The organism is uncultured Psychroserpens sp. (assembly GCF_947501425.1).
Taxonomy (GTDB): domain Bacteria; phylum Bacteroidota; class Bacteroidia; order Flavobacteriales; family Flavobacteriaceae; genus Psychroserpens.
This window is the reverse complement of the sequence record NZ_CANMVN010000001.1, coordinates 236543-254304: the sequence shown is the minus strand read 5'-3', so window position 1 is coordinate 254304 and position 17762 is coordinate 236543. Positions and strand designations below refer to the sequence as shown.

Genomic DNA, 17762 nt, shown 5'->3' with positions numbered 1-17762 from the left:
ATATGACAGACCCAAATATATTTTATAAAGATAAATTACAAACCTATCAACAAGTGGTTAGTGATTTACAAAAGCGATTAGTAGTATTAAGCACTTTACGATTACTCACGTTTGTAATTACAGGTATTGTTATCTACTTCACAATTCCAAATTGGTCAACAGTTGCAGCTTGTACAATTGTAGGTTTAGCTATTTTTATTTTTTTCTTATCAAAATATACAGACACAAAATCAAAACGAGAACTCCATAAAGCCTTAGTTAATATTAACGAAGAGGAGCTCAAAATTAGTTCAGGAGATTTTCATCATAGAATTTCAGGAGATACATTTCAAGATCCTAAACATTTTTACAGTTTAGATATTGATCTCTTCGGAATAGGATCTTTTTTTCAATACATCAATCGTACAAGTTCTAAGGAGGGACAGGTTCAGCTTGCTAATGCTTTAAAAGCAAATAATGTCTCTAATATTAAAGAACGTCAGGAAGCCATAAAAGAACTATCTCAAAAAACAGAATGGACTCAGCTTTATGCTGCAACAGCCAGTCTGATAAATACAGAAACACCAGCTCTAGCAATAATTCATTGGTTAAAGACTCATAAAAATGTCATCCCAAAATATATGAAATGGCTGCCATGGGTATTTACCATTGTCTCTCTAATTTTGTTGGTTTTAGCAATAGTTAAAGTTCTAGACATTGCATTTTTTGGCTATTGGCTTTTTGCTGGATTGGCAATAACAGGACGTTATTTAAAGAAAATTAATGTTCTGGCTGCCAATTCAGATAAAACTAAAGACACTTTTAAACAATATGCTTCCTTATTATTACAAATTGAGAACGAAACCTTTTCCTCTGAACTTCTTCAGAAAAAGCAAGAACAGATTAGGTCTGAAAGCAAAAAAGCTTCTACCATCTTTACTGAGTTCTCAAAACATTTAGATGCATTAGATAATCGTAATAATCTTATTGGAGCAATTTTTGGCAACGGATATTTACTTTCAGACATTAAAAACACCTATAAGGTAGAGCAATGGATCTCAGAATATGCATACAAAGTCGAAGACTGGTTTGAAGTCGTGTCATTTTTTGACGCTTACAATAGTTTAGGAAACTATGCATTTAATCATCCATCACATGTGTTTCCTGAGATTTCTAAAGAAGCCCCTGTAATTCAAGCTAAAAATCTAGGACATCCTTTGCTTAATATTGATAAGCGAGTTGATAGTGATCTCACTATTGATAATCAACAGTTCTTTATTGTTACTGGAGCCAATATGGCTGGAAAAAGTACATTTCTCCGTACAGTATCATTACATATCGTCATGGCAAATGTTGGTTTGCCTGTATGTGCAGAAACCAGCATCTACTCTCCTGTAAAGCTCATTACAAGTATGCGTACCAGTGATTCGCTAACTGATGATAGTAGTTACTTCTTTTCAGAGTTAACACGCTTAAAATTTATTGTTGATGCTATTGATAAAGAACCTTATTTTATCATTCTGGATGAAATATTAAAAGGCACCAATAGTACTGATAAAGCCATAGGATCTCGAAAATTTGTCGAAAAATTAGTTGCTGGCAATGCAACAGGCATCATCGCCACACACGATTTAAGTCTGTGTGAAATTTCTGAAGAATTGAACGACGTCAAAAACTATTATTTTGATGCTGAAATTGTAAACGATGAGCTCTACTTCGACTACAAACTCAAAAAAGGTATTTGTCAAAATATGAATGCCAGCTTTCTATTGAAGAAGATGAAGATAGTGGATTAACATATGTCATTCAGAGCGCAGCGAAGAATCTCATATTATCTGAGTTTTTATAAATGATTCATCGCTACGCTCTGAATGACAGTCTATAAATAAAAACCCATTCTAATTAGAATGGGTTTTAAATATTTTGAGATAAAATTCTTGAAGAACTTTTTCGATTAAGCTTCAAAAGGCTCAACAGAAACAAATGACTTACCGTCTTTTTTCTTTGTGAATTTTACAACACCATCAACTTTAGCGTGTAAAGTGTGGTCTTTTCCTCCATACACATTTTCACCTGGGTGGTGTGTATTACCTCTTTGTCTTACGATAATGTTACCAGCTATTGCAGCTTGTCCACCAAAAATCTTTACACCTAAGCGTTTCGATTCTGATTCTCTACCGTTTTTAGAACTACCTACTCCTTTTTTATGAGCCATTGTCTTAAGGTTTTATATTGTTATACTTAAGTGATTTAGCAATTAAGCTTTACCACCATCTAATTCGTCTTGCCATTTCTTTAACTCATCCCACTTACCATCAGCAGCTAATTGAGCTTGCTCTGGCCATGTGTCAGTCACGTGATTTCCACGAACACCTGCGATGATTTCAGAAATTTTTGCTGGTTTAGTTTTTGCCAAATCTGCAAATGTTGCAATTCCTGCCTCAACTAATGTTGACGCGATCTTTGGTCCAATACCTTCAATTTTCTTTAAATCGTCAGCTTTACCAGTAGCTTTCTTTGCTGCAGCTTTAGGTGCTGCTTTTTTAGCTTCTGCTTTTGGAGCAGCAGCTTTTGCCTCAGCTTTCTTTGGTTCAGCTTTTTTAGCCTCTTTCTTTGGCTCAGCCTTTTTAGTCGGCTTAGCTCCTGAAGCAACGATGCTTTCGATTACGATTTCAGATAAAGATTGTCTGTGTCCGTTTTTTACACGGTAACCTTTTCTTCTTTTCTTTTTGAAAACTATCACTTTGTCACCTTTAAGGTGCTTTAAGACTTTAGCACTTACTTGTGCTCCGTCTATAGCTGGGGCGCCTAAAGTTACATTGTTACCATCTCCAATTAAAAGAACGTTGTCGAAAGAAACTTTCTTACCTTCTTCTGTTGCTAAACGGTTAACAAAAACTTTTTGGTCTTTTTCAACTTTAAATTGATGCCCTGCTATCTCTACAATTGCGTACATAGCGTAACGTTTTTATTAATTATTTTGTTTAAAATACATGCTATCTCTTCAGAAAGCGGGTGCAAATATACATTCTAATTAATTAATCTACAAACGTTTTTCTACGTTTTACAATAGATTATCGTGTTTTTTAGCATTTCAGAAAACACAGATGAATTCAAATTGAAATCTGTAGCATACAAAAATGATTCTTTTCGAGATATTTTTAACCTTAAAATCATTAAAAAAGCAATGCTATTCGCTATTTTTGTGGAAATTGTGTAACATTTCATTAAAATGAAACACTCATAACACATCTGAAAAAATTAAAACAAACTCACATTAATTAAAACAAACTCAAAATGAAAAAATGCTTATTATTTTTGGCTTCTTTGATGGTTGTTGGATTTTCTGCCAATGCTCAAAAAGTTGAATTTGAAGAATTTGATTTAGATAACGGTCTTCATGTTATCTTACACCAAGATAATACTGCACCAGTGGTCACCGTAGGTGTAATGTACGATGTTGGTGGAAAAGATTTAGGTGGAAGTCCTGAAGCTCCTAGAACAGGTTTTGCTCACTTTTTTGAACACCTTTTATTTGAAGGCACAAAAAATATTGACAGAGGCGAATGGTTTACTATTGTATCTTCCAATGGTGGAAGCAATAATGCAAACACATCTCTTGATCGTACATATTATTACGAAGTTTTTCCGTCAAATAATCTAGAGTTAGGATTATGGATGGAATCAGAACGAATGCTACACCCTGTGATTGACCAAGTTGGTGTTGACACACAAAATGAGGTTGTAAAAGAAGAAAAACGTCTGCGTTATGACAACTCTCCTTATGGTCAGTTTTTATTCGCTGTAAGTGAAAACTTGTTCAAAGCTCATCCTTATAAGAACAAAAACATTGGTGAAATGGCTGATCTTGATGCGTCAACTTTAGCAGAATTTCAAGATTACTTTAAAAAATGGTATGGTCCTAACAACGCCGCTTTAGTTGTTGCTGGCGATATTGACAGTGCTGAAGCCAAAGAAATGATCAAAAAATATTTTAGTGATATTCCAAGCAGACCTGTACCGACGAGAAGTTTTGCAAAAGAAGCACCTATTACCCAAACAATTAAGGCAGAATACCGTGATCCTAATATTCAAATTCCAGCCATTATCACTGCTTACAGAACACCTGGTTTTAAAGAACGTGATTCTTATGTGCTAAATATGGTTTCTGCATACTTAAGTGATGGTAAAACATCTAAGTTGTACAAAAAATTAGTGGATGATAAAAAAATGGCATTACAGGCTGGCGCTATCAATGTTGCGCAAATGGATTATAGTATTTATGCTGTTTATGGATTACCTTTAGGAGACACATCACTTGATGATTTGCTTGCTGAAATGGATGAAGAAATAGCAAAAATGCAAACAGAATTAATTTCTGAAAAAGACTATCAAAAACTTCAGAATAAATTTGAAAACAGATTTGTAAACTCAAACTCTGGCGTTCAGGGTATAGCTAATTCTCTGGTAAGATACTACATGCTTTACGATGATATCAATTTGATAAATAATGAAATTGATATTTACCGATCTATTACAAGACAAGAGATTCAAGATGTGGTTAAAAAATACCTAAACCCAAACCAACGTGTTGAGTTAGAATACTTACCAAAAGAAAAAAGTGACAACTAAAAAATAAAATGAAAATGAAATTAAACATATCAGTATTAATTGTAGCATTTTTAATGTCGGTTGGTGTATCTGCACAAGTTGACCGTTCAAAAATGCCTGAACCAGGACCAGCTCCAAAAATTTCTTTGGAAAAGCCTAATGAGTTTACTCTAAAAAACGGGATGACTGTTTTGGTTGTAGAAAACCATAAATTACCAAGAGTCTCTTACTCATTAACTATAGACAATAAGCCAATGACTGTTGGAGAAAAGGCAGGCGTTGAAAGTCTATTAGGAAGTATGCTAGGAAATGGAACAACAAATATTCCTAAAGATGAATTTAATGAAGAAGTGGACTTCCTTGGTGCTAATATCAACTTTGGATTTAGTGGAGCTTTTGCAGGATCTTTATCTAAATACTCAGATCGTATTTTAGAATTAATGGCAGATGCAGCCATCAATCCTTTACTAACTGAGGAAGAGTTTGAAAAAGAAAAAGAAAAACTTATTGAAGGTTTAAAATCTAACGAAAAAAGTGTTGACGCTGTTGCAGGACGAGTAGGATCTGCATTAGCTTACGGAAAAAAACACCCTTATGGTGAGTTTACTACCGAAGAGACTGTTAATAATGTGTCGTTTGGTGATGTGGTTGCATTTTATGAAACATACTTTAATCCAAATAATGCATACCTAGTTGTTGTTGGCGATGTAGATTTTAAAGATGTACAAAAGCAAATCAAAAAGCACTTTGGAAAATGGGAAAAATCTGTTAACATAGATTACAACGTTCCTGAAGAGGCACCTAATGCTCAGTATACACAAATTAACTTTGTAGACATGCCTAATGCCGTTCAGTCTAATATTTCATTGACAAACAATGTAGATTTAGAAATGAAAGATGATGACTACCATTCGGTATTAATTGCTAATAAGATTTTAGGAGGTGGATTTAATAGTTATTTAAACATGAACCTTCGTGAGGAGCATGGTTATACTTATGGAGCTCGTTCTAGTATTGGCACAGATAAATATGCAGCACGTTTTAGAGCTGGTGCAGCTGTAAGAAATATGGTAACTGATAGTGCAGTAGTTCAAACACTTAAAGAAATTAATCGTATCAAAACAGAACCTGTAGAACAAGACATGCTTAAAAACGCAAAAGCGAAATATGTTGGCGACTTTGTATTGGCTCTTGAAAGTCCACAAACCATAGCCAGATATGCTTTAAATATTAAGCTTAATGACCTTCCAGACGATTTCTACACAACATACTTACAGAAAATCAATGCAGTTACTACTGATGATGTAAAACGTGTGGCAAACAAATATTTTAAAACTGAAAATGCACGTTTTGTAGTTGTAGGTAAAGGCAGTGAGGTATTAGAAAACCTTGAAAAAACAGGAATTCCAATCAAATACTATGATGCCTATGCTAATGAAACTAAGAAGCCTGAGTATGAGATAGAAATGCCAGCTGATATGGATGCTACTAAGGTGATGCAAGCTTATATTGACGCTATCGGAGGAAAAGATGCGTTAGATAAAGTTAATTCTGTTTACATGACAGCTGAGGCAGAACTTCAACCAGGAGTAATGATGAATTTAGAGATGAAAAAAACCTCTAAAAATCAATCTATGTCTGAAGTTACTGCTATGGGTCAATCATTTGTAAAATCTGTTGTTAGTCCTGAAGGTGGATATATTGTTCAACAAGGCCAACGTAAAGATATGACCGATGAAGAATTGAAAGAGGCTAAAGTAGAATCATCTCCTTTCCCAGAAGTAAATTACCTTAACGGTGGAGTAACTTTAGAAAAAATCGAAAATGTTGACGGAGAGAATGCTTATAAAATCAATGTTGGAGAAAATAAGTCCTTATATTACAGTGTAGAAACTGGATTGAAAATCAAGCAAGTAGAATCATCTCCTGCAGGATCACAATCGGTGTTCTATTCAGAGTATAAAGATGTTGGAGGCATCAAGTTTCCGTTTAAAATTGGACAAACTGCTGGTCCACGTCGTTTTGATTTCATTGTAAAATCAGTAAAAGTAAACGAAGGTGTTAGTGATGCAGATTTCGACTAAATCTTAAATTATTGAAATACAAAAATCCGAAGTCATTATTGCTTCGGATTTTTTTATGCATGTCTTTTATTGGCCAAGTAAACACCGATTAAAATAATAAGACTGGCAACAACTTGAATCCATCCAAACGATTCGCCGTCCAGTAATCCCCAAACTAAGGCAACAACTGGCATCAGGTAAGTAACTGAAGAAGCGAATACAGGTGTAGATATTTGTATCAGTGTATTAAATAATACTTTAGCGAGGGCAGTTCCAAACAACGATAAAATTGCAACATAAACAACAGACATTTGAAAATCTGGTTGTGAATAGGTGCTTTCAGAAAAGAAATCGGTACATAGTAAAATAATAATTGCGGGTATAACAATAGCAACATAGTTTCCTGTAGCAATACTAAGTGGTTTGACATTCTGAAGGTATTTCTTAATGATATTGACATTAAGAGCATACATGACTGTTGAAACTATAACAAATCCAGCATACAAGTAATTTTGATTTGGATTGAGATCTGCACCTCTCAAGATTAAAATACTAGTTCCAATAAAACCAATAACCACACCCAAAAACTGCCGTTTTGTAAACCCTATTTTGAATATTGCAAATCCTAATAGTATAGCATTTAATGGTACAAGTGAGTTGAGAACTGAAGTAATCGCACTGTCGATTTCAGTTTCCGCAATAGCAAATAGAAATGCAGGAATAAACGAGCCTAAAAACCCAGAGAGTACCACCCATTTCCATTCTCTTTTATCTATAGATTTTATGCTCTTAAGACCTACAGCAAACAAAAATAAACCTGTAATTATTGTACGTAAAGCTCCTAATTGATAAGGTGATAACCCTAGAAGCGATTTCTTAATTAGTATAAAAGAACTACCCCAAATGAGAGATAAAATAAGCAGAAATAACCATTTCTTAGTTGTGTTTTGCATGAGGATTCTTAACTAATTCACAAAAATCGTTAATTATAGTGCAAGGAACATCAATATTTATTAAGTTTGTTCACAATATTATTATTTTTAACTATGAAGACATTTAGAAACATATTAGCTATCGCATGTATTTCAGTTGCCATGATTGCCTGTAAAGACGATAAAACACCTGAAGTAAAAACGATAGACACTGAAGAAACAGCAATTAATACTAATGCTGCAAAGAAATTAGATCCTAATGCAACATATGCGAAAGCAGAATTTGGCATTGAAGGTATGACTTGCGCTATGGGTTGTGCAAAAACCATTGAAAAGAAAATTGCCAAAATGGATGGTGTAAAATCTGCAAAAGTAGATTTCGAAAAAGAATTAGCAATGGTTGAATATGACGAAGCCATGGTTACGCCAAATTCATTAGAAGAAGCTGTAGCAAAAGCAGGAGACACTTACAAAGTAAAAGACATGAAAACTGTAGAGTCTTTTTCTTCTGAAAAACATGAATGTAATGCTGATTGCGATAAAGAAGCTTGTGCAAAAATGACAGCAGCTGAAAAAGCGGCTTGCAAGAAAGATTGCAAAATGGCATGTTGCGAAATGAAGGCTTAATTTAAGTCACTCAATACTACAATAAAAAAACCACTCAAATTGAGTGGTTTTTTTATATCCAAGATTTAAAAGGTTGCTTACTTAATTGTGCATTGTAATAACGTATATCTCCAGTAACCTCTTGACCTAACCAATCTGGTTTCTCAAAAATATCTTCTTCATGTTCTAACTCGACTTCAGCAATTATTAATCCATGGTTATCGTCATAGAACTCATCCACTTCAAATAAATGACTCCCAACAGAAACTTCATATCGTATTTTATTAATCACTCCTTTTTCGCATAATTGCAATAAGGCTTCAGCATCGGTTTTAGAAATTTCCTGTTCCCATTCAAAACGGGATAAACCGTCATCAGAAGACATACCTTTGACAGTCAGGATTCCTTTTTCACCTTTCAATCGTATCCTAACCGTTCGTTCAGGATCTGTATTTAAAAACCCTTGAATGATTCTATACTGTGTATGCGCTTCTGATTTAAACTTTTCTGAAGTCACTAAAAACTTTCGTTCAATTTCTATCATTAATAAAAGACATTTAATGTCTAAATTTACACTATGCCAAACGATTTACCAATTAGAAAGATCATTCATGTAGATATGGATGCGTTTTACGCATCTGTTGCACAAATGGACAATCCTGACCTCAAAGGGAAACCTATTGCAGTTGGTGGTGGTGGCGCACGAGGTGTGATTAGCGCTGCAAGTTATGAAGCGCGAAAGTTTGGTGTTAAAAGCGCGATGTCTGGCAGATTAGCGATAAAGCTTTGTCCTGATCTTATTTTTGTAAGAACCGATTTTGCACGTTACACAGAAATTTCCAAAAAGGTTCGGCGTATTTTTTACGATTATACAGATTTGGTTGAGCCTTTATCTCTTGACGAAGCCTATCTGGATGTTACTGAAAACAAGAAAGGAAACCCAAGTGCGTCTTTAATTGCTCAGGAGATTAGAGCTCGAATTTTTAATGAAGTCGGACTAACCGCTTCGGCAGGAATTTCTATCAATAAATTTATTGCTAAAGTAGCAAGTGACTACAACAAACCTAACGGACAGAAGACAGTCAATCCAGAGGAAGTGCTCCAATTTCTGGAGGACTTAGACATTAGGAAATTTTATGGTGTTGGAAAAGTCACTGCCGAAAAAATGTACCAGAAAGGTATCTTTACAGGAAAAGACCTTAAGTCAAAATCTCTGGAGTATCTCGATGAGAACTTCGGAAAATCTGGACGTTACTATTACTATGTAGTTCGCGGAATTCACAACAGTGAAGTGAAACCTAATCGCATTCGCAAATCACTGGCTGCCGAACGAACCTTTAGCGAAAATCTATCTTCGGAAATCTTTATGCTCGAAAAATTAGATCATATTGCTGAAGAAGTTGCCAAACGACTCCACAAAAGTAACGTGGCTGGAAAAACAGTAACTTTAAAAATAAAATATAGTGATTTTACACTCCAAACTCGAAGTAAAACGCTTCCATACTTTGTTAGTGATAAGAGTATTATTTTGGAAACCACCAAAGATTTACTGTATCAGGAAAAGCTTAATAATTCTGTAAGGCTTTTAGGAATCTCGTTATCTAATTTAAATACTGATGCTAACAAACCTAAACCTTCAAAGCAAGAAAAAAAATCTGTTAGCGTACAGTTAAAGTTCGATTTTTAATGTGTTGAATTTCTTAAGTTTATGTTACCGACTAAAACTTACAATCATGAAACGTACACAATCAATCCTTTTATTTGTATTGCTACTGATAATTTTTGCTTGTCAAAATACCAAAGAGACAACTCAAGAAAAGACAATAGAAATAACCGAAATTCCTAAGGAAGGTGTCCAGCCTTTTGCAGAACATATCTTTTCAAAATTTACAAATGTTAGAGATTTTACAATTAATACCAACGAAGATGAAGCTTACTTCTCATTGCAAAGTCCTGGAAGAGAACTTTCAGTAATTATGTCAATTAAGAGAGAGAATGAGGTTTGGCAAGATCCAAAAATTAGTAGTTTCTCTGGCAAATACACAGATTTAGAACCGTTTTTATCTCCAGATAATTTGAAGCTGTATTTTGCATCTAACAGACCTATTTCTAAAGATAGTACTAATGCTAAAGACTATGATATTTGGTATGTTGAACGTGCTTCTGTTTCTGCTGAATGGTCACAACCTAAAAATTTAGGTGCTCCGATAAATACTGAAGCTGATGAGTTCTATCCTGCAGTAGCCAGCAACCATAATTTGTACTTTACCTGTATCAAAGAAGAATTAGAATCTGCTGATGACATTTTTATGAGTCAATGGCAAAACAATAGCTACAGCAAACCTGTGCCTTTGGGTGAAGGTGTGAATACAAAAGGGGCTGAGTTTAATGCCTTTATTGCACCTGATGAATCCTATCTTATTTTTGGTGGTTGGCGTCGGCCAGATGGTATTGGAGCTGGAGATCTATACATAAGTAAAAACATCAATGGAACATGGTCTCCTGCAGAAAACTTAGGTGCAGAGATCAATTCTAAACAAACTGATTTTTGTCCGTTTGTTCACAATCAAACCTTGTATTTTACTAGTAGAAGGAGTAATGTTGAGCAAAAAGAAGGTGGATTTACCAATGTTGAAGAGCTCATTTCAGAGATCAATAAATACGACAATGGTTCCAGTAGAATTTACAAGGTTGATTTTAAAGCTTTAATTCCTTAATAAGTTTTTGAAATCCTTTAGGGTTATCTCTAAACTGGTGTGCTAAGTCTTCTAAAACCTTAATAGCTTTTGCCTTGTCTTCAATTAAGACAAAGTAAGTATCGGTATGCAAAGCAAATCCCATATTCATTTGTATAAACAGGTTAACACCTTTTGATGTTTTTGTTGCTTTTGAATTGAACTCAATATAGCCTTTATCACCTTGATTTAACGGATAAGTATACAATTCCATGATGGTATCGTGAAGGTCTAAAATATTAAAAACTGCTTTTATATCCTCTAGATTACTGTGTATATGGTGCTGATTAGGATCAACATTAGGGACATTACCATTGACTTTATCACTTAAATAAATCAAAACAGGACCGTCATTAGAAAAAATTAAAATATCTCTACTTTCTACTTGTTTTGCATCTTCTTCGAGGTATTTTAAATAGCTTTTTTTAACGTAAACTTGATTTTCTTTTTTATCAAATCTCAAGCGATTATGGTAGCGAACATACCAACTGGTCCAGGCACTATAATCGTTAATCGTGGGCGGATCAATTCCATTATAGGATATATCAGCTTCAGAGTTATGACCTGTAATTTTTTCAAAAAAACCATCAAACCATTTGTCTGTAGAACTCGTTAGGTTTTTTTGAAAAAATAAAAAACCAGAAAGAGAATCTAGTCTCTTCTCATATTCTCTACATGCACGTTTATCAATACAATCAAACTTTGTACTTACACATGAATAAAACATCAAAGTCAAAATAACTAATACCAATAGCTTTTTCATAAGATCAAAATTAACAAATGAATCATATGACTACAACTGGATTCTTATTATAATAATTGCCTCAAGCGTTAGCGATTGATGTGGCATCCTTTTTACAACAGTTCGAGTTAGATGCAACCAAAGGAAAGCATTGTATCGAGAACCTGTAAAAAGATAAAGCAGAAAGCGCAGTGCTATGAAACTTTAGTGAAGTAGCAAACGCCCAAATTACACTAGCCTACTTCGCCACCCACGTGTCGCTGAAACTTTAGCGGAGGTACTATTAGCTTAACTGTAAAGGCTAAAAAGCTTAGTTTGACACACCAAATTGAGATTGTTCGTTACACTCTAAATGACAAACGCATTTATAATCCGAAGACTTGGTGTAGGATTAAAAACTACAACTCGTGATTTCAGTCACACGTAACGTATTTACCATTCCTTTATCTTGGATAGGCATAGCAGCTAAACTGATTAACATGTCTCCTACTTCCAGATACCCTTTTTTACAAGCTATGGCGTTTACATCTTCGATAGTTTCATCTGTACTGACATACTTGTCGTAGTAGAATGCCTCAACACCCCAAAGCAGACTTAACTGGGTTAGGATTCGTTTGTTAGAAGTAAATACCAGAATATGTGCACTTGGTCGCCAAGCTGATATTTGAAAGGCTGTATAACCACTATTGGTTAATGTAGAAATAGCTCTGGCATTAATCTCGTTGGCCATATTTGCAGCGTGGTAGCAAATGGATTTCGTAATGTAACGCTTCGTACGAATATGAGGTGGTGATTGTGGCACCTGAATCAAATCTGAATCTTCTACGCTTCTAATAATTCGCGCCATCTGACTGATGACTTGCACTGGATAATTCCCCACAGAAGTTTCTCCAGATAGCATTACGGCATCAGCTCCATCCATAACTGAATTGGCGACATCATTAACCTCAGCACGTGTTGGTGTTAAGCTAGTAATCATGGTTTCCATCATTTGCGTGGCAATGATCACAGGAATTCTGGCGCGCTTAGCACGCAATACCAGTTTTTTCTGAATTAAAGGGACTTCCTGAGCAGGAATCTCAACTCCAAGATCACCACGAGCCACCATTAATCCATCACAATAGGCGACAATCTTGTCGATATTTTCTACTGCTTCAGGCTTTTCAATCTTGGCAATAATTGGAATTTTATGATTACTGTTTTCTTTGATTAATTCCTCTAATTGCATGAGGTCTTCAGCATGGCGAACAAATGATAATGCAATCCAATCTACCTGTAAACTGCAAGCAAAAATTGCATCTTCAATATCCTTTTCAGTTAAAGCTGGTTGAGAAATATTAGTATTAGGAAGGTTCACTCCTTTTTTAGAGCGCAATGGTCCTCCTTGAATAACACGAGCTTTTACCTCAGATTTTTTATCAGTAGATACGACCTCGAAGATTAACTTTCCATCATCTAATAGAATGCGTTCTCCTGGTTTTGCATCCTGAGGAAATCTGTCATAAGTCATATAGACACGTTCTTTTGTGCCTTCAAAACGCTCTCCTGTAGCAAATACAATTTCATCACCTTCATTAACAATGACCTCACCTTTCATAACGCCTACCCTTAATTTTGGTCCTTGAAGGTCAGCAAGAATGGAAGCATTGAAACCAAATTCTTCATTTAGGGATCTTATAATGTCAACACGCTCTTTGACGTCATCGTAATCGGCATGTGAGAAATTAATTCTAAATACATTAGCACCTTCTTCCAACATAGCTTTTAGCACCTCTCTGCTACTTGTTGCTGGTCCTAATGTTGCTACTATTTTAGTTTTCTTTGTTCTTAACATTAATCAAAAATTAAGTGTTCTTTAGATTTTATTTGGTCAACATCTACACTGTAAGTTGTAATGATCTGTGGTATAGATTGTATGTTATTTAGGATTTGTTTCTCATTGAAATTTCGGTGTTCATTTGAGACTTTAATAAGATAATCCACTGTTTTCAATTCTGGTAATAGGTTAAAGGTTCGGGTAACCATTGATTGATTTTCAAATAACGAACCTGAACTTTGGAGCGCAGCTTCCTCTTTTTTACAAATATTAGATACTAGGTTCCAGACAGTATCAAATTTTTTGTCTTCCCATTCATAAATAGAGAATGAGGCTGCGAAATAATTGTAGTCTAAGTCTTTTGGTTTTCGTTCTAAATTAAGTCCTAAGTGTTTATTAAGAAGGTAAGCCAATCGATAATCTTCTAGCCTGCAATGAATAGCCAGAAGCGAAAAAGAAGCATCATAAAAATCGTCAACAACTAACTTGTGTAATGCCATAATTTATCAACTACAAGTTGTAAATATAATATATAAAAGCTATAAAAATGTGAAGTTTTGGTTAATCTTAATCAAGCAGAACAACGAAAACGTTATAGTTGGTAAGTTTTGTATTTGTTAAGAAATACAGATTTAAAAAGCTCTGCTAATTTCTTTTTGAAATGCGAAAAACGCACGCTTTGAAGCCTTTTCTTCAGCTTTCTTTTTTGAAGTCGCTCTTGCCTTGGAAATTACTTTTTCGTCTATTGATAATTTTACAGAAAAATGTTTAAGATCATCATTTCCTGTGTCTTCATAAACGTTATAATCAAATGTTTTCTTTTCTTTTTGGCACCATTCTATCAGCAAACTCTTATAGCTGATCACTCTTCCTTCTAAGGTTTCAATATCAACATGTGGTTTGATGACACGCTTATGAATAAACTGCTCACAGTACTTATATCCTTTATCTAGATAAATGGCGCCTACAAGAGCTTCAAAAAGATTACCATGAATATTGTTTCCGAAATTTGCCTTTGGAATTTTACTTTCAACCAACTCAATAAGGTTAAGCTCTTTTCCTAGTTCGTTAAGATGTTCCCGACTTACAATTTTAGATCGCATTTTGGTCAGGTAACCTTCATCTCCATGAGGTACTTCTTCAAACAAATAGGAAGCTATAACTGCACCAAGCATGGCATCTCCAACAAATTCTAACCGTTCATAGTTGATGGCATTCCCGTCCTTATCTTTAATGTTCATCGAGCGATGCGTAAACGCTTTGATGTAAAGGGATTTATTCTTGACTTTATAGCCTAGAATATCGTTGAGTAATAAAAAAAAATTCCCGTCCTTATGGGCACGGGAATTTTTTAATATGTTACGAATGAAGCTCATTCGGGATTTAGTCTATTTTTTTGAATAATACACAAGCGTTATGTCCGCCAAATCCAAACGTATTACTCATAGCAATTTTGATATCTCTTTTCTGTGCTTTATTAAGTGTTAAATTTAATTCTGGATCTATATTTTCGTCAACCGTTTCGTGGTTGATTGTTGGAGGTATGACACCATGCTCAATAGCTAAGATTGAAGCGATTGCCTCAATTGCTCCTGCAGCACCCAACAAGTGACCCGTCATAGATTTCGTTGAATTAATATTTATGTTCTTAGCGTGGCTACCAAATACTTCAGATATAGCTTTTAATTCGGCAACGTCACCTAAAGGTGTTGATGTTCCGTGTGTATTAATATGATCTACGTCTTCAGGATTTAAACCTGCGTTTTGTAAACAATTTTTCATAACTGCAACAACACCAATACCGTCTGGATGAGGTGCTGTCATGTGATAAGCATCAGATGATAATCCTCCACCTACTACTTCAGCATAAATTTTAGCTCCTCTTGCTTTTGCATGTTCGTACTCTTCTAAAACAATAGCTCCTGCTCCTTCACCCAATACAAAACCATCTCGGTTTGCATCAAATGGTCTGGAAGCTGTTTCGGGACTATCATTACGAGTAGACATAGCGTGCATAGCATTAAATCCTCCCATACCAGCAATAGTAACTGCAGCTTCACTTCCACCAGTAATTACAACATCACAATGACCTAAACGAATATTGTTTAGAGCATCAATCATTGAATTAGCGGAAGATGCACAGGCAGAAACCGTTGTGTAGTTAGGACCCATAAAACCATATTTTATAGATATGTTTCCAGGTGCTATATCAGCAATCATTTTTGGAATAAAGAATGGATTAAAACGAGGCGTACCATCACCGGCAGCATAGTTTAACACTTCTTCCTGAAATGTTTCTAAACCTCCTATTCCGGCTCCCCAAATTACTCCAACTCTTAATTTGTCTACTTTATCAAGGTCAAGTTTCGAGTCTACAATTGCTTCATCAGAAGCAACCATAGCATACTGCGAAAACTTGTCCATTCGCTTTGCTAATTTTCTGTCAATAAAGTCAGTAACTTCAAAGTTTTTTACTTCACAAGCGAATTGCGTTTTGAACTTTTCAGCATCAAAATGCGTAACAGGTGCGGCACCACTTTTTCCACAAACAAGGGCATCCCAATATTCATCTTTGGTATTCCCAATTGGTGTAAGTGCTCCTAAACCGGTAACTACTACTCGCTTTAATTCCATAAAAATAGAGTTCTTATTTTGCTTCTTCTATATAAGATACAGCTTGACCAACTGTTGCGATATTTTCAGCTTGATCGTCTGGAATTTGAATATCGAATTCTTTTTCGAATTCCATGATTAACTCGACAGTGTCTAATGAATCTGCTCCCAAATCGTTAGTGAAGCTCGCTTCAGTTACAACTTCGTTTTCATCAACTCCTAATTTGTCTACGATAATCGCTTTTACTCTTGATGCAATGTCTGACATAATTTTTTAATTTTAAGTTTTAATTAGGTCGCAAAAATAAAAAAACTTTATTTTAATACACACCTTTACATTAAAAATGTGTTTGTAATTTACTAAAATAACTTTTAAGAATTTATCTTTTACGGTCTAATTGTTATTTATTATTCTTTTTTTTGTTTTCGAATAACACTAACTCTTTGTCTGTAAATGAAACGTATTGTAATCTTTGCGTCCGGAAGTGGCACTAATGCTGAAAATTTAATTAAGTTTTTTCACAACAGAGAAAATGCTTCTGTCATTCAGGTACTCACTAACAATCCTCATGCCAAAGTATTAGATCGTGCTAAAAAACTAAAAGTTAGCGCCTTGTCATTCAACAGAATAGCCTTTACAAAAACAGAAGATGTATTAGATATTTTAAAGGCTTCCAAACCAGATCTCATTGTATTAGCAGGTTTCCTTTGGAAATTTCCAGAGCACATTTTAAGCGCATTTCCAAATAAAGTCATTAATATTCATCCAGCTCTATTACCAAAATACGGCGGAAAAGGGATGTATGGTATGCATGTTCATGAAGCAATTGTTGCTAATAATGAAAAAGAAACAGGAATAACCATTCATTACGTAAACGAAAATTATGATGAAGGAGCAATTATCTTTCAGGCGAAATGTGAAATCCATTCATTAGACACTGCTCAAGATGTTGCTAAAAAGATTCATGAATTGGAAATGGAACACTTTCCGAAGGTTGTAGCACAGTTGTTAGATGAGTAAAAAAAAGAAAAAATATTACACTGTTTGGAAAGGACATCATACAGGAGTCTTCGAATCTTGGGATGATTGTAAAGCCCAAATTAAAGATTTTCAAGGTGCTCAATACAAATCGTTTGCAACATTTGATGCAGCAAAAAAAGCATATAAGGGCAACTATAAAGACTATGTGGGAAAACATAAGAAGTTTAAGAGCGAACTTTCGGATGAACAACTTAAAAAAATTGGACAACCTAATTATAAATCAATATCTGTAGATGCGGCCTCCTCTGGTAATCCAGGAAAGATGGAATATCGTGGTGTAGACACTAAAAGTAAAAAACAGCTTTTTATTCAAGGTCCTTTTGAGGAGGGGACTAATAATATTGGTGAATTCTTGGCAATTGTTCACGGACTTGCTTTACTCAAAAAGAAAGGTAGTGACCTTATCATTTATACCGATTCCAGAACAGCTATGAGTTGGGTAAAGAAGAAAACCTGCAATACCAAATTAGAGCGCAATGAAAAAAACAAGACCTTATTTGACTTAGTAGATCGCGCAGTAGACTGGTTGAAAAACAACAGCTATACAACTACTATTGTAAAATGGGAAACCAAAGCTTGGGGAGAAATCCCTGCAGATTTTGGGAGAAAATAAATTCGTTTTT

The 17762-nt window shown here is 34.8% G+C and carries 18 protein-coding genes; 8 read left to right on the top strand and 10 right to left on the bottom strand.

Features of this window, described 5'->3' with window-relative positions:
- The first annotated feature begins 2 nt into the window (after nucleotides 1-2).
- A complete protein-coding gene (locus Q0951_RS01180) occupies nucleotides 3-1775 on the top strand; it encodes a DNA mismatch repair protein MutS (protein WP_299333187.1) in 1773 nt (590 codons plus the stop codon).
- Between the two features lie 158 nt (nucleotides 1776-1933).
- On the opposite strand, the gene rpmA is transcribed toward Q0951_RS01180, so the two are convergent.
- Together rpmA and rplU are read right to left on the bottom strand one after the other, a co-directional pair.
- Nucleotides 1934-2194: a 50S ribosomal protein L27 gene (gene rpmA / locus Q0951_RS01175; protein ID WP_260095894.1), complete on the bottom strand. Its 261-nt coding sequence runs from the start codon at nucleotides 2192-2194 to the stop codon at nucleotides 1934-1936.
- 42 nt (nucleotides 2195-2236) lie between these two features.
- On the bottom strand, nucleotides 2237-2935 hold the full coding sequence (gene rplU, locus Q0951_RS01170) for a 50S ribosomal protein L21 (protein ID WP_299333177.1): 699 nt from the start codon (nucleotides 2933-2935) through the stop codon (nucleotides 2237-2239).
- Between the two features lie 341 nt (nucleotides 2936-3276).
- Here rplU and Q0951_RS01165 point away from each other — a divergent pair, with 341 nt between their 5' ends.
- Nucleotides 3277-4611, top strand: coding sequence for a pitrilysin family protein (locus Q0951_RS01165; protein WP_299333175.1), 1335 nt, complete (start codon nucleotides 3277-3279; stop codon nucleotides 4609-4611).
- 14 nt (nucleotides 4612-4625) lie between these two features.
- Complete coding sequence (locus tag Q0951_RS01160) at nucleotides 4626-6674, top strand: pitrilysin family protein (RefSeq protein WP_299333172.1); 2049 nt, start codon at nucleotides 4626-4628, stop codon at nucleotides 6672-6674.
- 53 nt (nucleotides 6675-6727) lie between these two features.
- Here Q0951_RS01160 and Q0951_RS01155 read toward each other — a convergent pair whose 3' ends face one another.
- The gene (locus tag Q0951_RS01155) at nucleotides 6728-7606 is read right to left on the bottom strand and encodes a DMT family transporter (protein WP_299333170.1); all 879 of its coding nucleotides are present in this window, start codon (nucleotides 7604-7606) and stop codon (nucleotides 6728-6730) included.
- A gap of 93 nt (nucleotides 7607-7699) precedes the next feature.
- Here Q0951_RS01155 and Q0951_RS01150 point away from each other — a divergent pair, with 93 nt between their 5' ends.
- On the top strand, nucleotides 7700-8212 hold the full coding sequence (locus Q0951_RS01150) for a heavy metal-associated domain-containing protein (protein WP_299333167.1): 513 nt from the start codon (nucleotides 7700-7702) through the stop codon (nucleotides 8210-8212).
- 52 nt (nucleotides 8213-8264) lie between these two features.
- On the opposite strand, the gene Q0951_RS01145 is transcribed toward Q0951_RS01150, so the two are convergent.
- Nucleotides 8265-8735: a CYTH domain-containing protein gene (locus tag Q0951_RS01145; protein ID WP_299333164.1), complete on the bottom strand. Its 471-nt coding sequence runs from the start codon at nucleotides 8733-8735 to the stop codon at nucleotides 8265-8267.
- Nucleotides 8736-8768: 33 nt separating this feature from the next.
- Between Q0951_RS01145 and dinB the strand changes: the two genes are divergently transcribed.
- Both dinB and Q0951_RS01135 read left to right on the top strand, forming a co-directional pair.
- Nucleotides 8769-9878, top strand: a complete 1110-nt coding sequence (gene dinB / locus Q0951_RS01140; protein WP_299333162.1) for a DNA polymerase IV — start codon at nucleotides 8769-8771, stop codon at nucleotides 9876-9878.
- Between the two features lie 46 nt (nucleotides 9879-9924).
- Nucleotides 9925-10908, top strand: coding sequence for a hypothetical protein (locus tag Q0951_RS01135; protein WP_299333160.1), 984 nt, complete (start codon nucleotides 9925-9927; stop codon nucleotides 10906-10908).
- Here the strand turns inward: Q0951_RS01135 and Q0951_RS01130 are convergent.
- The 6 genes from Q0951_RS01130 to Q0951_RS01105 all read right to left on the bottom strand — a co-directional run bounded on the left by Q0951_RS01130 (nucleotide 10889) and on the right by Q0951_RS01105 (nucleotide 16365).
- A complete protein-coding gene (locus Q0951_RS01130) occupies nucleotides 10889-11689 on the bottom strand; it encodes a hypothetical protein (protein WP_299333158.1) in 801 nt (266 codons plus the stop codon). The two genes, Q0951_RS01135 and Q0951_RS01130, sit on opposite strands and share 20 nt — an antisense overlap.
- 370 nt (nucleotides 11690-12059) lie before the next feature.
- Nucleotides 12060-13502, bottom strand: a complete 1443-nt coding sequence (gene pyk / locus Q0951_RS01125) for a pyruvate kinase (protein WP_299333156.1) — start codon at nucleotides 13500-13502, stop codon at nucleotides 12060-12062.
- The gene (locus tag Q0951_RS01120; protein ID WP_299333154.1) at nucleotides 13502-13984 is read right to left on the bottom strand and encodes an IPExxxVDY family protein; all 483 of its coding nucleotides are present in this window, start codon (nucleotides 13982-13984) and stop codon (nucleotides 13502-13504) included. Before Q0951_RS01120 ends, pyk begins: the two co-directional genes overlap by 1 nt.
- Before the next feature lie 132 nt (nucleotides 13985-14116).
- Nucleotides 14117-14860 carry a ribonuclease III gene (rnc, locus tag Q0951_RS01115; protein ID WP_299333152.1) on the bottom strand — a complete coding sequence of 248 codons (744 nt, stop codon included), beginning with the start codon at nucleotides 14858-14860 and terminating at the stop codon, nucleotides 14117-14119.
- Between the two features lie 7 nt (nucleotides 14861-14867).
- Nucleotides 14868-16118, bottom strand: coding sequence for a beta-ketoacyl-ACP synthase II (fabF, locus tag Q0951_RS01110; protein WP_299333150.1), 1251 nt, complete (start codon nucleotides 16116-16118; stop codon nucleotides 14868-14870).
- 13 nt (nucleotides 16119-16131) lie between these two features.
- Nucleotides 16132-16365, bottom strand: coding sequence for an acyl carrier protein (locus Q0951_RS01105; protein WP_013750595.1), 234 nt, complete (start codon nucleotides 16363-16365; stop codon nucleotides 16132-16134).
- Between the two features lie 186 nt (nucleotides 16366-16551).
- Here Q0951_RS01105 and purN point away from each other — a divergent pair, with 186 nt between their 5' ends.
- The gene (purN, locus tag Q0951_RS01100) at nucleotides 16552-17118 is read left to right on the top strand and encodes a phosphoribosylglycinamide formyltransferase (protein ID WP_299333148.1); all 567 of its coding nucleotides are present in this window, start codon (nucleotides 16552-16554) and stop codon (nucleotides 17116-17118) included.
- Entirely contained in the window at nucleotides 17111-17752 is a 642-nt protein-coding gene (locus Q0951_RS01095; RefSeq protein WP_299333146.1) for a ribonuclease H family protein, read from the top strand. The genes purN and Q0951_RS01095 overlap by 8 nt, the downstream gene beginning before the upstream one ends.
- The last annotated feature ends 10 nt before the right edge of the window (nucleotides 17753-17762 follow it).

Coding starts and splice junctions, on each gene's coding strand:
- dinB (WP_299333162.1), top strand. CDS start 8,769: ATGCCAAACGATTTACCAATTAGAAAGATCATTCATGTAGATATGGAT.
- Q0951_RS01150 (WP_299333167.1), top strand. CDS start 7,700: ATGAAGACATTTAGAAACATATTAGCTATCGCATGTATTTCAGTTGCC.
- Q0951_RS01180 (WP_299333187.1), top strand. CDS start 3: ATGACAGACCCAAATATATTTTATAAAGATAAATTACAAACCTATCAA.
- pyk (WP_299333156.1), bottom strand. CDS start 13,502: ATGTTAAGAACAAAGAAAACTAAAATAGTAGCAACATTAGGACCAGCA.
- Q0951_RS01145 (WP_299333164.1), bottom strand. CDS start 8,735: ATGATAGAAATTGAACGAAAGTTTTTAGTGACTTCAGAAAAGTTTAAA.
- Q0951_RS01160 (WP_299333172.1), top strand. CDS start 4,626: ATGAAATTAAACATATCAGTATTAATTGTAGCATTTTTAATGTCGGTT.
- Q0951_RS01105 (WP_013750595.1), bottom strand. CDS start 16,365: ATGTCAGACATTGCATCAAGAGTAAAAGCGATTATCGTAGACAAATTA.
- rnc (WP_299333152.1), bottom strand. CDS start 14,860: ATGAGCTTCATTCGTAACATATTAAAAAATTCCCGTGCCCATAAGGAC.
- Q0951_RS01130 (WP_299333158.1), bottom strand. CDS start 11,689: ATGAAAAAGCTATTGGTATTAGTTATTTTGACTTTGATGTTTTATTCA.
- rplU (WP_299333177.1), bottom strand. CDS start 2,935: ATGTACGCAATTGTAGAGATAGCAGGGCATCAATTTAAAGTTGAAAAA.
- Q0951_RS01120 (WP_299333154.1), bottom strand. CDS start 13,984: ATGGCATTACACAAGTTAGTTGTTGACGATTTTTATGATGCTTCTTTT.
- purN (WP_299333148.1), top strand. CDS start 16,552: ATGAAACGTATTGTAATCTTTGCGTCCGGAAGTGGCACTAATGCTGAA.
- Q0951_RS01135 (WP_299333160.1), top strand. CDS start 9,925: ATGAAACGTACACAATCAATCCTTTTATTTGTATTGCTACTGATAATT.
- rpmA (WP_260095894.1), bottom strand. CDS start 2,194: ATGGCTCATAAAAAAGGAGTAGGTAGTTCTAAAAACGGTAGAGAATCA.
- fabF (WP_299333150.1), bottom strand. CDS start 16,118: ATGGAATTAAAGCGAGTAGTAGTTACCGGTTTAGGAGCACTTACACCA.
- Q0951_RS01155 (WP_299333170.1), bottom strand. CDS start 7,606: ATGCAAAACACAACTAAGAAATGGTTATTTCTGCTTATTTTATCTCTC.
- Q0951_RS01095 (WP_299333146.1), top strand. CDS start 17,111: ATGAGTAAAAAAAAGAAAAAATATTACACTGTTTGGAAAGGACATCAT.
- Q0951_RS01165 (WP_299333175.1), top strand. CDS start 3,277: ATGAAAAAATGCTTATTATTTTTGGCTTCTTTGATGGTTGTTGGATTT.